This window comes from Paractinoplanes deccanensis, assembly GCF_016862115.1.
Taxonomy (GTDB): Bacteria; Actinomycetota; Actinomycetes; order Mycobacteriales; family Micromonosporaceae; genus Actinoplanes; species Actinoplanes deccanensis.
Genome location: NZ_BOMI01000186.1, coordinates 1 through 13,680 on the forward strand (window position 1 = coordinate 1; position 13,680 = coordinate 13,680).

Consider the following 13,680-nt stretch of genomic DNA (forward strand, 5'->3'; position numbering starts at 1 on the left):
AAAGACGCGAGCAGCCGCGACGACCACCTGATCCGCCTGGAACACGGCCAGCCGGTGACCTTCGGCACGCGAGGCCAGTTCGCGGTGACTCACCCCGAGGGCGCTTTCGGCCTCGCGGTCGAGGAAGGCGGAAAGCCCATCATCCACGACGCCACCAGGGAAGACCCCGCGTACGCGTTCGCCCTGACCCGCCTCTCCGGCTCCGACCTGGGCACCACGCCGATCGGCGTGTTCCGTGACGTGCGCCGGCCCACCTACGACGAACTGCTGCCCCAGCAGCCGGCCGGCGGCACCCCCGACGAGATGCTCGCCGACCTCCTGACCAACGCGGACACCTGGATGATCCGGAGCATGCCATGACAGTCGAAGAACGCTCCGGCGACCTGCACGCCTGGCGTGCCCTGGCGCTCGCCGCGCTCCGCAAGGCGGGACGTGCCGGGCCGGACAGCACGGAAGCCGACGCCGAGCGGCTCCTGACGACCACCACGGACGACGGTATCGAGATCGCGCCGCTGCACGTCTGCGGCCCGCCGGCGCCGGAGCTCGCCGCGCGCGACGGCCGGGACTGGGACGTCCGCCAGCAGCACGACGGCTCGGACCCGGAGGAGCTGCGCGACGCCGTCGCGGACGACCTGGCCGGCGGCGCCGGATCGATCTGGCTCACCGGTACGGAGCCCGCCGCCCTGCCGGAGATCCTGGCGACCTTTCCGTACGACCGGGCGGCGCTCGTCCTGGACGCCGGCCGGCACACCGAGGAAGCCGCCGCCGCGCTGTTCGCCGCGGAGGTGCCCGCGCCGCGCGGCAATCTCGGCGCCGACCCGCTGGGGATCAGCGCCCGCACCGGATCCACACCGGACCTGACGGCGCCGGCCCTGCTCGCCGTGCGATGCGCCGCCGGCCACCCCGGCCGCCTCCGCGCGATGACCGTGGACGCCACCGCCTACCACGAGGCGGGCGGTGGTGACGCCGAGGAGCTGGCCTGCGCCCTGGCCACGGCGGTCGCCTACCTGCGCGCGCTCACCGGCGCGGGCCTGTCCGTCGGGGCGGCCTTCGACCAGATCGAGTTCCGGTACGCCGTCGGGCCCGACCAATTCCTGTCGCTGGCCAAGCTCCGCGCCGCCCGCCTCCTGTGGGCCCGGGTCGCCGAGACGTGCGGCGTGCCGTCGGCCCGCCAGCGTCAGCACGCGGTCACCTCGTGGGCGGCGATGACCGTGCGGGCGCCGCTGAACAACGTCGCCCGGGCGACCTCGGCCGCGTTCGCCGCGGTGGCCGGCGGCGCCGACGCGGTGACCGTCCTGCCCTACGACGCGGCGCTCGGCCGGCCGTCCCCCGAGGCGCGCCGCCTGGCCCGCAACACCCACGCCATCCTGCGGGTCGAGGCGCACGCCGCGCGCGTGCACGATCCGGCAGCCGGCTCCTGGTACGCGGAGCGGCTGACCCGCGATCTGGCCGTGTCGGCGTGGGAGTGGTTCCAGAAGATCGAGGTCAACGGCGGCATGGCCGCGTCGCTGGCCGACGGCATGATCGGTGAACGGCTCGCGGCGACCGCCCGGCGACGCCGGGCGGACCTGCGCCACCAGCGGCGCACGGTGGTCGGCGTGACCGAGCTCGCCGGTGCCGGCCTGCCACGGCGGCGCTACGCCGAGGAGCTCGGCGACCTGCCCGGCCAGGTGGGAGCCGCGCGATGATCCCCGACTTCGCCCGGGTCGACCTCGGCACGCCCGCGCCGGCCCGCGCCTCGGCCGGGGAACCGCTGCCCACCCCGGAGGGCATCGACGTGGCGCCGTACTACACCGCCGCCGACGTGGCCGGCCTCGACCTCGGCGGCCTGCCGGGCGTGCCGCCGTACCGCCGGGGACCGTATCCGACCATGTACACCACGCAACCGTGGACCGTCCGGCAATATGCGGGGTTCTCCACCGCCGAGGAGTCGAACGCCTTCTACCGGCGCAACCTCGCGGCCGGGCAGACCGGTCTCTCGATCGCCTTCGATCTGCCCACCCACCGCGGCTACGACTCCGACCACCCCCGGGCCGCCGCGGACGTGGGTATGGCCGGGGTGGCGATCGACTCCCTGCTCGACATGCGGGTGCTGTTCGACGGCATCCCGCTCGACCGGACCAGCGTCTCGATGACGATGAACGGCGCGGTGCTGCCGGTGCTCGCGCTCTACATCGTCGCCGCGGAGGAGCAGGGCGTGCCGCCGGAGAAGCTCACCGGCACGATCCAGAACGACATCCTCAAAGAGTTCATGGTGCGCAACACCTACATCTATCCGCCCGGCCCGTCGATGCGGATCGTCGCCGACATCTTCGCCTACACCTCGGCGCGGATGCCCCGGTTCAACTCCATCTCCATCTCCGGCTACCACATGCACGAGGCCGGCGCACCCGCCGATCTCGAGCTGGCGTACACCATCGCCGACGGCATCGAATACCTGCGCGCCGCCCGCGCCGCCGGGCTCGGCATCGACCGCGTGGCGCCCCGGCTCTCGTTCTTCTGGGCCGCCGGCATGGACTTCTTCATGGAGGTCGCCAAGCAGCGGGCGGCGCGGCTGCTCTGGGCCGAGACGGTCCGCGGGCTCGGCGCCGAGGACGCACGCTCGATGAGCCTCCGCGCGCACACCCAGACCTCCGGATGGTCGCTCACCGCGCAGGACGTGCTCAACAACGTGGTGCGCACCTGCGTCGAGGCGATGGCCGCCACCCAGGGACACACCCAGTCGCTGCACACGAACGCCTTCGACGAGGCGCTCGCCCTGCCGACCGACGACTCCGCGCGCATTGCCAGGGACACGCAGCTGGTGCTGCGTCACGAGACCGGGATCCAGCGGGTCGTGGACCCGTGGGGCGGCAGCGCCTACGTCGAGCGGCTCACCGCCGACCTGTGCGCGCGGGCGCGCGTCCACCTCGCCGAGATCGAGGAGGCGGGCGGGATGGCCCGGGCCATCGCCCAGGGCCTGCCGAAGGCGCGCATCGAGGAGGCGGCGGCGCTCACCCAGGCGCGCATCGACTCCGGCCGGCGGCCGGTCGTCGGCCTCAACCTTCACCGGGCCGGCGGCGAACGGCCGGTCGACGTCCTCAAGATCGACAATCGGGCGGTACGCCGCGCGCAGCGGGAGCGGCTGCGCCGGTTGCGGGCCGAGCGCGACGAGGCGGCCTGCTCCGCCGCGCTGGCCGGGCTCACGGCGGCGGCCGGAGAGCCGACCGGCGCCGGCAACCTCCTCGACCGCGCCGTGGCCGCGGCCCGGGCCGGCGCGACGGTGGGGGAGATGTCGGCCGCCGTCGAGCGGGTCTTCGGCCGGTACGCGGCCACCCCACGCATCGTCGGCGGGGTCTACCACCGCGAGGCCGGCGACGACGACGCCGTCCGGAGGGCGCGCGCCGAGGTGACCGCGTTCGCGGCCCGCAACGGCCGGCAACCCCGCATCCTCGTCGCGAAGGCCGGGCAGGACGGACACGACCGGGGCCAGAAGGTGGTCGCCACCGCCCTCGCCGACCTGGGCTTCGACGTCGACGTGGGCGCCCTGTTCCAGACACCGGCCGAGGTCGCGCTGCAGGCGGTCGATGCGGACGTCCACGTGGTCGGGCTGAGCTCGCTGGCCGGCGGCCACCTCACGCTCGTGCCCGAGCTGCGCCGCGAACTGGCATCCCTCGGCCGTGCCGACATCCGGATCGTCGTCGGCGGCGTCGTGCCGCCCGGCGACCACGCGGCCCTGCGCGAGTCCGGGGCGGCGGAGGTCTTCGGACCCGGCACGGCCATCGCCGCGATGGCCGTGCGGCTCCTGTCGCTGCTCGGCGAGGCCACGCCCGCGGAGCCCGCCGGATGAACCTCGACGACTGCGCGGCCGGGGTGACCGCCGGGTCGCGGGCCGACCTCGGCCGGGCGATCACCCTGGTCGAGTCGACCGCTCCGGCCGACCGTGCGGCGGCCCGGGCGCTGCTGGCGAGGCTGGCGCCGTACGCCGGGAACGCCCACCGCATCGGCATCTCGGGGGTGCCCGGAGCCGGCAAGTCCACCCTCATCGACGCCCTCGGCTCGCTGCTGACCGACCGCAAGCACCGGGTCGCCGTGCTGGCCGTCGACCCGTCCTCGGAGCGCACCGGCGGCAGCATCCTCGGCGACGCGACCCGGATGAGCCGGCTGGCCGGCCGGCCCGGCGCGTACGTGCGCGCCTCGCCCTCGGCCGGCGCCCGCGGCGGGACCGGCCCGGCCACCCGCGCGGCCATCACCGTGGTGGAGGCGGCCGGATACGACGTGGTCCTGGTCGAGACCGTCGGGGTGGGACAGACCGAGGCCGCCGTGGCCACGATGGTCGACACCTTCGTCCTGCTCGCCCTGATCGGCGCGGGCGACCAGCTGCAGGGCATCAAGATGGGAACGCTGGAGTTCGCCGACGTCGTGGTCGTCAACAAGGCGGACGGCCCGCGCGTCACGGCGGGCAGGAACACCGCGCGTGAGCTGTCGGCCGCCCTGCACCTGCTGCCGGCCGGCGCGGACCGCCCGGCCCCACGGGTGATGACGTGCAGCGCCGCCGAGGGCACCGGCGTCGCCGAACTGTGGGAGCACATCGCCGACCGGTTCCGCGACCGCACCGCCTCCGGGGAGCTGACCCGCCGTCGCGGTGAGCAGGACGTCCAGGCGATGTGGTCGAGCGCCCACGCCATGCTCGCGGACGCCTTCACCACCGATGCGCGCACCGCCGCCCGCGCCGCGGCGCTCGGCGCGCGGGTGGCCGACGGCTCGGCGACCGCGTCGGACGCCGCCCGCCGGCTCGTGCGGGCCTTCCTCAGCGACAGCCACGACAACCGGGAGGAACAATGAACCGCATCGATCCTGACGTCCGCCGGCGGAAGGGCTGAGGCGTCGATGGGGTCACCGGCAAGCCACTCCGAACTGCTGATCGCCACGGTGCTGCTCGACATCGCGCTGGTGCTGGTGGCCGGCACCCTGCTGGGCCGATGGGTGAGGCGGCTACGCCAGCCGGCGGTGATCGGGGAGATCCTCGCGGGGGTCGCGCTCGGGCCCAGCCTGCTCGGGCTGCTGCCCGGCAACCCGACAGCGTGGCTCTTCCCGGCCGAGGCCCGGCCGTTCCTGTCCACCGTCGCCCAGATCGGCCTGGCGCTGTTCATGTTCCTGATCGGCTGGGAGTTCAACCCCGCCCAGCTGCGCAGCCACCGCGGCACCGCCGCCGCCGTGTCGATCGGCTCGATCGCGGTCTCGTTCGGCCTGGGCGTCGCGCTGGCGACGCTGCTGTACCACCGCCACGACACGGTCGGCGCCGACCGGGTCGGCTTCACGGAGTTCGCGCTCTTCCTCGGCGTCGCCATGTCGATCACCGCCTTCCCGGTCCTGGCGCGCATCCTCGCCGAGCGGCGCCTCACCGGCACGCGGGTGGGCAGCATCGCCCTGATCAGCGCGGCGATCGACGACGTGCTGGCCTGGTGCCTGCTGGCGGTGGTGACGGCGATCGTCACCGCGAGCGGACCGTTCGACCTGATCCGCATGCTGATCCTGCTGGCGGTCTTCCTCGTGGTGCTGCGGACCGTCGTACGCCCGTTCCTGGTCTTCCTGACCCGGCGCCACGCCACGACGTACCTGCTGGTGGCGGTGGTCGCCCTGGTGTTCCTGGCGGCGTACGTCACCACCTGGATCGGGTTGCACGCCATCTTCGGCGCGTTCTGCGTCGGCCTCGTCATGCCCCGCGACCCAGCGCCCGAGCTCGGCGAACGGGTGCGCCGGCCGTTGGAGCACGTGAGCGTGGTGCTGCTCCCGGTGTTCTTCATCGTCACCGGCCTCGGCGTCGACATCGGCGGGCTGACCGGCGCGAACCTCCTCGAGCTCGCCGCGATCGTCCTGATCGCCACCTGCGGCAAGCTGATCGGCGCGATCGTGCCCGCGGTGTCCTTCGGCATGTCCTGGCGCGACGCCGGCACCCTCGGCATCCTCGTCAACACGCGCGGCCTGACCGAGCTCGTGGTGCTGAGCGTCGGCCTCCAGCTCGGCGTGCTCGACGGCCAGATGTTCACGATGATGGTGCTCATGGCCCTGATCACCACCGCGCTGGCCGGCCCGCTGATCCGCTCGGGCCGCACACAGAGCACGTCGCCCACCGACCAGGACCCCGCGGCCCACAGCTCCGGCCATTCCGTTCCCTCGATGAGAACGGGCCGGACGACAACCCCACCATGGTCTCGTTAATGCCGCCTACTGAGGTGATCTCAGCGAGCTTCGCGCAGGTATCGATATTCGAAGTGGCTGAGATGGAGCGCTGCGGCGACGATGTCGCCGATCCGGCGTGGGCTTATGGTGGTGTGTCGCAGCGTTTTCCAGCGGCCGGCGAGGAGGGCGAAGCCGCGTTCGCCTTGCCGGCGCGGCGCTTCGTGCGAATCCGGGGCGTGGGCGGTGAGGACGCTGATGCCTTCGGCGAAGATAGCGGTAGGCAGTGGCTCGTGAGATCCCGAACCCGGCGCCCCAGCAGCGTGACGTCGTCGGCCCCGGCATGAATGTGGTCCGGATGAAGCGTGCCGTGCGACGACGGCAGCCTGCCCGGCGGCGACGGGCAAGGCGTTCACGGCACTGACGAGGACGCCGTTCGTGCCGCGACCGAGGCATGGGCCGTGCGCGAGGGGCTGTCCACCGACCGGTGACAACCCAGCGCGACCTCAGCGGTGGAGCGGCGCGACCGTTTCCGGGCTTGGCGCGCAGGACAGCAGCACGTCCGCCGCTCGTGACACGCCGCCGGCTTCCTTCAGGGAGCGGCCCAACTGTTCCGCCCGTTCGCGGAAACCGTCCTCGTCGAGCAGCCGGCGCAGCTTGCCGACGATCTGGTCCGCGTCCGGTGCGGAGATCGACAGGCCGACGCCGGCCTCGACGACGCGGGCCGCCAGGTCGTGGCAGTCCATCCAGAAGGGCAGGATCAGCAGCGGTTTGCCGAACACCAGGCCCTCGTTCACCGCGTTGCCGCCGCCGTGGCCGAAGAACACGCGCACCCGGGGATGCGCCAGCAGGCCCAGCTGCGAGGGCACCCAGCTCACGACCTTCAGGTTGCCGGGGAGGGGGTCGGGAAACAGGTCCGGAAGGACAGCGCCGGCCGCCCGGGACACCTTCCACAGCACACCGACGTCCGGGCCGAGGCGGGCGCACGCCGCCACGACGGCGTCCACCAGCTCCTGGGTGGGGCGCATGACCGTGCCGAAACCGATGTAGACGACCGAGGCGTACGACTCGAGCCAGGCGTCGATCTCGGGGTCGCCGGATCCCGGCGTGGTGGTCTCCGGCATCAGGGTGCCCACCATGTGCAGGTGATCCGGGGCCGACGGGAACGGGTATTCGAGCCCGAAGACGGAGAAGACCAGGACGGCGGCGGCGGCATCGGCGTACCGGGACGGCACGGCCGCGGCGTTGGCGATGCCGGCCTTCCTGCGCCGGCGCGTCGCGGCCAGCGTGGGCAGCAGGTTCCGGGGGCGGGCGTACGCCGCCATCGCCCCCAGCCGGAACAGCACGTTCGACAGCTGCTGGCGGCGGCTCATGCGCAGCGGGAGCCCCGAGAACGGCGTGGGGAAGCTCCACGGCAGCCGGTCCAGGTACACGCCGCTGATCGGCGCCGGCACGCTCAGCACGTACGGCACGCCGAGTTTGATGGCGGCGTCGATCGCCCAGGGGGTGCACAGGTCGATGAGGGCCACGTCGGGCCGGACGCGAGCGAACTCCTGGAGGGCTCGCTCGTACTGCTGCGCGGTGTACTCGTGATCGATGTTCTTGTCGATGAAGGCCGCGATGTTGCGCAGCCGCGACGGGGAGCTCATCGACGCGAGCGTCGCGTCGTCCCATCGGCTCGGGTCCAGCTCGGCCTTGTAGTGGCCGAGCGACACGAAGCGCACCGTGTTCCGCCCCGGGATCCGCTCGACGTGGCCGCGCCCCTCCTCGGTGGAGGCGAACCACAGATCGGCGGCGCCACGCTCGTTCAGCTCTCCCGCGATCTCCAGCAACGGGTTGATCAGCCCGGTGCTCGGCAGCGATGCCAGCAGGATCCGGGGAACCCGCTCCCGTGTCACCGAGGGAGCCCGGTGTACGAGCCGGCCATCGGCCCCACGGTGACCGACTCCCAGTGCTCGATCATCTCGTCGAGCAGCGCCTCGAAGGTGTATTCCGGCTCCCATCCGAACGTCTCGCGGAACAGCGACGAGTCGCCTCGGAGATAGGTGAGCTCGGAGGGGCGCATGAACTTCGGGTCCTGCACGACATATTCCCGGTAGTCCATCCCGAGCTTGCCGAAGACGTACTCGCAAAGCTCTCGTACGGAGTGAGTCTGCCCGGTGGCGATCACGAAGTCGCCCGGCGAGTCGTGATTGACGATCATGTGCATGCCGCGCACGTAGTCCTTCGAGTGGCCCCAGTCCCGATACGAGTCGAGATTGCCGAGCACCAGTTGCTTGGCGATCTTGTGCTTGATCTGAACGGCCGTCTTCACCACCTTGTTGGTGACGAAGTTCGACCCGCGTCTCGGGCTCTCGTGGTTGAACAGGATTCCGTTGACCGCGAAGAGGTCGAAGCTCTCGCGATAGTTGCGGACCATGTTGTAGCCGAACACCTTGGAGCACCCGTACGGGCTGACCGGGTTCAGGGGCGTCGTCTCGCGCTGGAAACCGTCCGGGTCCACCGAGTTGCCGAACATCTCCGACGAGCTCGCCTGGTAGAAGCGCGCCTCCGGGGCGACCTTCCGATAGACCTCGAGCAGGTTCAGCAGGCCCATGGCGTTCGCCTGGACCGTGAACTGCGGGATGTCGAAGCTGATCCGGACGTGGCTCTGGGACGCGAGGTTGTAGATCTCGTCCGGCGCCGCCAGCCGCATGCAGCGTTCCAGCGACGCGCTGTCGAGCAGGTCCCCGTATTCGAGGTGCAGTCCGCCGAGCGAGCCGATCCTGGAGCTTTGATGCTCCGGAACGGAGTTGCGGCGGACGATGCCCCAGACCTCGTAACCCTTGGAGAGCAGGAGTTCCGACAGGTAGCTGCCGTCCTGCCCGGCGACCCCGGTGATGAGAGCCCTCTTCATGATGATCCCTTCAGGACTTTCGCCTCTTACTCGACAGAGGGCACGTCGCCGGTGACGATGAACTTGCCCTGGTATCCCTTGCCCCGCAATTTCCGGATGATGATGTCCTTCAGGTTCGAGGTCAGCACGAGCGCGTATTCCGGCTGCCGGTCGAGCAATTCCTGATCGGCGGTCACCGGGATCAGTGAGCCGGGGGCGAGTTTCCCCTGCTTCAGCTCGGACCCATCGGTGATGTAATCGAGCACGTCCGGCCGGATTCCGCAGTAGTTGACGATGGTGTTGCCCTTGGCGGACGCCCCGATCCCGGCGATGCTCGCGCCTTGCGATTTGAGCTCGTACAGCAGGGACATGAGCCGCTGCTTCGACTGGACCAGCCGGGCCGCCCACGCCTCGTACGTGTCGATCGCATAGAGCCCGGCGGCGGTTTCCTGCGCGAGCAGCCTCCCGACGTTCGCGGAGACCGGGCGGACGCCGGCCCGGCCCGCATAGACCAGGATGGAGCCGCCCTGGGTCTCGGTCTCCTCCACGTCGAAGATCTCGAGGCCGTAGCGGTCGAAGAGCACCATCAGCGGCTTCAGGGAGTAGAACCGCAGATGCTCATGGTGGATGAGGTCGTACTGCATCTTGGCGATGACGTTCTGAAGATGGTGGGACTCGGTCACGAAGACGCCGTCCTCGGCCAGCAGCGTCACGACCCCGTCCATGAAGGCGTCGAGTTCCTTGATGTGCGCGAACGCGTTCATCGTGGTGATCACCTTGGCCGGCTGATAGGTCGCCAGGATCTGCTTGGCGGTGGCCTCGGTGAAGAAGTCGACGATGGTGGGCAGTCCCTTGGCGATCGCCCGGCTGGTGGTCGACGAGGGGTCCACGCCGAGGACTCGCACGTCTTCGCCGTACTGCTCGAGCAGAGTCCCGTCATTGCTCGCGAGATCGACCGCGAGATCCTGCCGGCCGAGCTGGAAACGCTCGACGAGGGACTTGACGAGCCTCTCGAAGTGCGGCTTCGAGGCCGGGTTCGATTCCGTTGTGTAGACGAAGTCCCGGAAGAGCAGCGCGGGATCGACGCGGTAGCCGATCTGGGCCAGCCAGCATTTCCCGCAGACGTAGAAGTCGAGCGGGTAGACGGTGAACGGCTCGGCCGCCTCGTCCGGTGTCACAAAGACGTCCGGCAGGGCATGATGCCCGAGAGAGGCGACGTGTATGAGCTCCTCGCTGGAGCAGATCTGACAGTTCATGGTCATGCCGCCCATATTCATCGGGCACGAGCGGCCACCGGAACCCCTAAATGAGTCCGGAGCCTAGGGGCGGGCCGTTGAAGTAAGGGTCCCTTTAGGGGTTATGCGCGCCGGGCCGCGCAGTATCGTCGTTCGGGGTAAGCCCATATGTGGATATCCATTCTGCCCATTTCCGTTCCGCCGCCGCGCCATTCGGCGACACCCGGTCCGCTGTGCGGACGGCGGGCTCCGGTCACACGCCGGGCCGCCGCCGATGACGAATCGCCGGTCATCGCCGGCGGGCCGTCATCGCCGCGAGGTCGAGAGCCATGAGCTCCGCTTCGCGGTACGGGTACGCCGGCCGTCCACCCCCGGGGCGACCGGCGTACCGCGACCGTGGGCGTTCACTCGAGAAACGTGAGGCGAATGTGATCCAGATGCTGGCTCCCGACGGGACACTGCGGGCGGATCCTCGGTTCCCCCTCGACGTCACCCCGGCGCTCTGCCGCGACCTGTTCCGGGACATGGTCCTCGCCCGCCGGTTCGACGAGGAGGCGCTCGCGTTGCAGCGGCAGGGCGAGCTCGGCCTCTGGCTGATGGCGCTCGGCCAGGAGGCGGCGCAGGTCGGCTCGATCCGGGCGATCGCCGCGCACGACCACGTGTTCCCCAGCTATCGCGAGCACGCGGCGGCGCTGTGCCGTGGCATCAGCCCCGCGGAGCTCCTGGCGCAGTGGCGGGGAATCGCCCACAGTGGATGGGACCCGGCCCGATACCGCTTCCACATCTACAGCCTCGTCCTCGGCGCGCAGACGCTGCACGCCACCGGCTACGCGCTCGGGGTGCGGCTCGACGGCGCGCCCGAGATGGTGCTCGCCTACTTCGGCGACGGCGCCAGCAGCCAGGGTGACGTGAACGAGGCGCTGAACTGGGCGGTGGTCACCAACGCGCCGATCGTGTTCTTCTGCCAGAACAACCAGTGGGCCATCTCCACCGCCACGGCGCAGCAGATGGGCGCGCCCCTGCACCTGCGGGCCGCCGGTTTCGGCCTGGACACCTACTTCGTGGACGGCAACGACGCGCTGGCCGTGCACGCCGTGACCGCGAAGGCCTCCGACCGGGTGCGCGCGGGAGGCCCGCCGGCCCTGATCGAGGCGCTCACCTATCGCGTCGCCGGCCACAGCACCTCGGACGACCCACGGATCTACCGGTCGGAGGCCGAGGTGGACCTCTGGCGCGAGCGGGACCCCGTCAGCCGCCTGGACACCCTGCTGCGCACGCGGGGCTGGGCCGGCGAGCAGTATTTCCAGCAGCTGGACGAGGAGGCGCGCAAGCTGGCGGAACAGACGCGGGCCGCGTGCCTCGCGCTGCCCGACCCGGCGCTGGAGGAGACGTTCCGGCACACCTTCGCTCAGGAGCCGCCGCTGTTGCGCCGGGAACGTGAGGCCATGAGCGCCTACCGGGCGAGCTTCGCCGACGGTCCCGGACCGGTCGCGGCGGCGGGCCGATGATCACGCTGGGGCAGGCACTGAACCGGGGCCTGCGGGCCGCGATGACCAGCGATCCCCGGGTCGTGGTGATGGGCGAGGACGTCGGCCGGCTCGGCGGCGTCTTCCGGGTGACCAGCGGCCTGCAGAAGGACTTCGGGGCGGACCGCGTCATGGACACTCCGCTCGCCGAGTCCGGCATCGTGGGCACCGCCGTCGGCCTGGCGCTGCGCGGATACCGGCCGGTCTGCGAGATCCAGTTCGACGGGTTCGTCTATCCGGCGTTCGACCAGATCGTCAGCCAGCTCGCCAAGATGCGGGCACGGTCCGCGGGCCGGCTCGCTCTTCCGGTGGTGATCCGGATCCCGGGCAGCGGCGGCATCGGCGCGGTGGAGCACCACAGCGAGTCGAACGAGTCGTATTTCGTGCACACCGCCGGGCTGCGCGTCGTCACCTGCGCCACGCCGTCCGACGGGTACACGATGATCCAGCAGGCGGTGGCCGGCGACGACCCCGTGATCTTCTATGAGCCCAAGTGCCGCTACTGGGACAAGGCGGAGGTCGACGAACAGGCCCCGCTGTCCGCCGCTCCCGCGTTGCACTCCGCCCGGACCGTCCGCGGCGGCAGCGATCTCACGCTGGTGACGTACGGCTCCATGGTCCGTCCCGCGCTCGCCGCCGCGCAGATCGCCGAGGAGGAGGGCAGGTCGATCGAGGTCGTGGACCTCCGGTCGCTGGCACCGCTCGACCTGCCCGCGGTGCTCGCCTCGGTCCGCCGCACACGCCGGGCGGTCGTCGTGCACGAGGCACCGACGACGCTCGGCCTGGGTGCGGAGATCTCGGCGTTGCTCACCGAGCACTGCTACTTCGAGATGGAGGCCCCGGTGCTGCGCGTCGGCGGGTACAACATCCCGTACCCGCCGGCGCGGGCGGAGGAGATCTATCTTCCGGACGCCGACCGGATCCTGGAGGCGATCGACGCGTCGCTCGCGTACTGACGCGGTCAGGACTCGGCGAGGATGCGGGCCACGATGCCGTTCACATCGTTGCGGCAGTCGTTGAGATAGAAGTGCCCGCCCGGAAAGACCAGGACCTCCGACGTGCCGGTCGTGTGCGAGCGCCACTCGTGTGCCTCGGCGAGCGACACCCGTGGGTCGGTGTCGCCGGTGAGCACGGTGATCGGCGCCTGGACCGCGTCGTCCGGCCGGCCTTGGTACGTCTCGATCGCCCGGTAGTCGGCCCGGATGGCGGGCAGGATCATGCGCAGGATGTCGGTGTCGCCGAGCATGTCGTCCGCGGTGCCGCTGAGATCGCGCAGCTCCGCCACGATGCCGCTGTCGTCGCGCAGGTGCACCTGTTCGACGCGGGACGTCGACGGCGCCCGGCGGCCGGAGACGATGAGGTGCCGGGGGCTGACGCCGAGCTTCGCCTCCATCCGAAGGGAGACCTCGAAGGCCAGCGCCGCTCCCATGCTGTGCCCGAAGAACGCGACGGGCCGGTCGGCGAGGCCGCGGATCGCCTCGAACACGAGGTCGGCCAGCTCGTGCAAATTATCGACGCAGCGCTCGAACCGGCGGTCCTGACGGCCGGGATACTGCACCGGCAGCACCTCCACGGCCGGCGTCAGCCTTCGCGACATCGGGAAGAAATAGCTGGCCGAGCCGCCGGCATGGGGTAGGCAGAAAAGCCGGATCTTCGCCTCGGGAGACTGGTGGAACCGGCGAATCCAGAGACTCTCTTCCTCGGTCATTAGGCGCGCTTTCCGCTCGGCTTCTTGTTTGCCGTACCATTCCTATCCGCTCGTCGCGGCGGTGGCCACCCCTAGAAGGCCGGTGGTTCGTGAGCTTAGGGGTGTTGCGCCGATCGGCCCTGCTCGTACGTTTCCTCCCAGCGGCTTATTCCCGTCGAATTGCATTGCCCGAGGAGG

General features: G+C 71.0%; 10 protein-coding genes and 1 pseudogene. 7 read left to right on the forward strand and 4 right to left on the reverse strand.

Going from position 1 to position 13,680, the window contains the following annotated elements; genetic code table 11:
* The 5 genes and pseudogenes from Ade02nite_RS43720 to Ade02nite_RS43740 all read left to right on the forward strand — a co-directional run.
* Positions 1 to 360: pseudogene (locus tag Ade02nite_RS43720) on the forward strand (2-oxoacid:ferredoxin oxidoreductase subunit beta); the annotation flags it as partial.
* Positions 357 to 1,688 (forward strand): methylmalonyl-CoA mutase family protein, encoded by a 1,332-nt coding sequence (locus Ade02nite_RS43725; protein WP_203777067.1) that lies wholly within the window; start codon positions 357 to 359, stop codon positions 1,686 to 1,688. The pseudogene Ade02nite_RS43720 and the gene Ade02nite_RS43725, both read left to right, overlap by 4 nt.
* Positions 1,685 to 3,829: a methylmalonyl-CoA mutase gene (scpA, locus tag Ade02nite_RS43730; RefSeq protein WP_203777069.1), complete on the forward strand. Its 2,145-nt coding sequence runs from the start codon at positions 1,685 to 1,687 to the stop codon at positions 3,827 to 3,829. Before Ade02nite_RS43725 ends, scpA begins: the two co-directional genes overlap by 4 nt.
* A complete protein-coding gene (gene meaB / locus Ade02nite_RS43735) occupies positions 3,826 to 4,824 on the forward strand; it encodes a methylmalonyl Co-A mutase-associated GTPase MeaB (protein WP_203777071.1) in 999 nt (332 codons plus the stop codon). Before scpA ends, meaB begins: the two co-directional genes overlap by 4 nt.
* Before the next feature lie 45 nt (positions 4,825 to 4,869).
* Complete coding sequence (locus Ade02nite_RS43740) at positions 4,870 to 6,201, forward strand: cation:proton antiporter (protein WP_203777073.1); 1,332 nt, start codon at positions 4,870 to 4,872, stop codon at positions 6,199 to 6,201.
* Between the two features lie 464 nt (positions 6,202 to 6,665).
* Here Ade02nite_RS43740 and Ade02nite_RS43745 read toward each other — a convergent pair whose 3' ends face one another.
* Genes Ade02nite_RS43745 through Ade02nite_RS43755 form a run of 3 tightly spaced genes read right to left on the reverse strand, consistent with a single transcriptional unit; the run spans position 6,666 to position 10,296 of the window.
* The gene (locus tag Ade02nite_RS43745) at positions 6,666 to 8,057 is read right to left on the reverse strand and encodes a glycosyltransferase (protein ID WP_203777075.1); all 1,392 of its coding nucleotides are present in this window, start codon (positions 8,055 to 8,057) and stop codon (positions 6,666 to 6,668) included.
* Complete coding sequence (locus Ade02nite_RS43750; protein ID WP_203777076.1) at positions 8,054 to 9,055, reverse strand: GDP-mannose 4,6-dehydratase; 1,002 nt, start codon at positions 9,053 to 9,055, stop codon at positions 8,054 to 8,056. Before Ade02nite_RS43750 ends, Ade02nite_RS43745 begins: the two co-directional genes overlap by 4 nt.
* A gap of 26 nt (positions 9,056 to 9,081) precedes the next feature.
* The gene (locus Ade02nite_RS43755) at positions 9,082 to 10,296 is read right to left on the reverse strand and encodes a class I SAM-dependent methyltransferase (RefSeq protein ID WP_203777078.1); all 1,215 of its coding nucleotides are present in this window, start codon (positions 10,294 to 10,296) and stop codon (positions 9,082 to 9,084) included.
* A 410-nt stretch (positions 10,297 to 10,706) separates the two neighbouring features.
* Between Ade02nite_RS43755 and Ade02nite_RS43760 the strand changes: the two genes are divergently transcribed.
* Together Ade02nite_RS43760 and Ade02nite_RS43765 are read left to right on the forward strand one after the other, a co-directional pair.
* Positions 10,707 to 11,777, forward strand: coding sequence for a thiamine pyrophosphate-dependent enzyme (locus Ade02nite_RS43760; RefSeq protein ID WP_203777080.1), 1,071 nt, complete (start codon positions 10,707 to 10,709; stop codon positions 11,775 to 11,777).
* Positions 11,774 to 12,751, forward strand: coding sequence for an alpha-ketoacid dehydrogenase subunit beta (locus tag Ade02nite_RS43765; protein WP_203777082.1), 978 nt, complete (start codon positions 11,774 to 11,776; stop codon positions 12,749 to 12,751). The genes Ade02nite_RS43760 and Ade02nite_RS43765 overlap by 4 nt, the downstream gene beginning before the upstream one ends.
* A 5-nt stretch (positions 12,752 to 12,756) precedes the next feature.
* Here Ade02nite_RS43765 and Ade02nite_RS43770 read toward each other — a convergent pair whose 3' ends face one another.
* Positions 12,757 to 13,503 carry a thioesterase II family protein gene (locus Ade02nite_RS43770; RefSeq protein ID WP_203777084.1) on the reverse strand — a complete coding sequence of 249 codons (747 nt, stop codon included), beginning with the start codon at positions 13,501 to 13,503 and terminating at the stop codon, positions 12,757 to 12,759.
* Positions 13,504 to 13,680 lie beyond the last annotated feature (177 nt).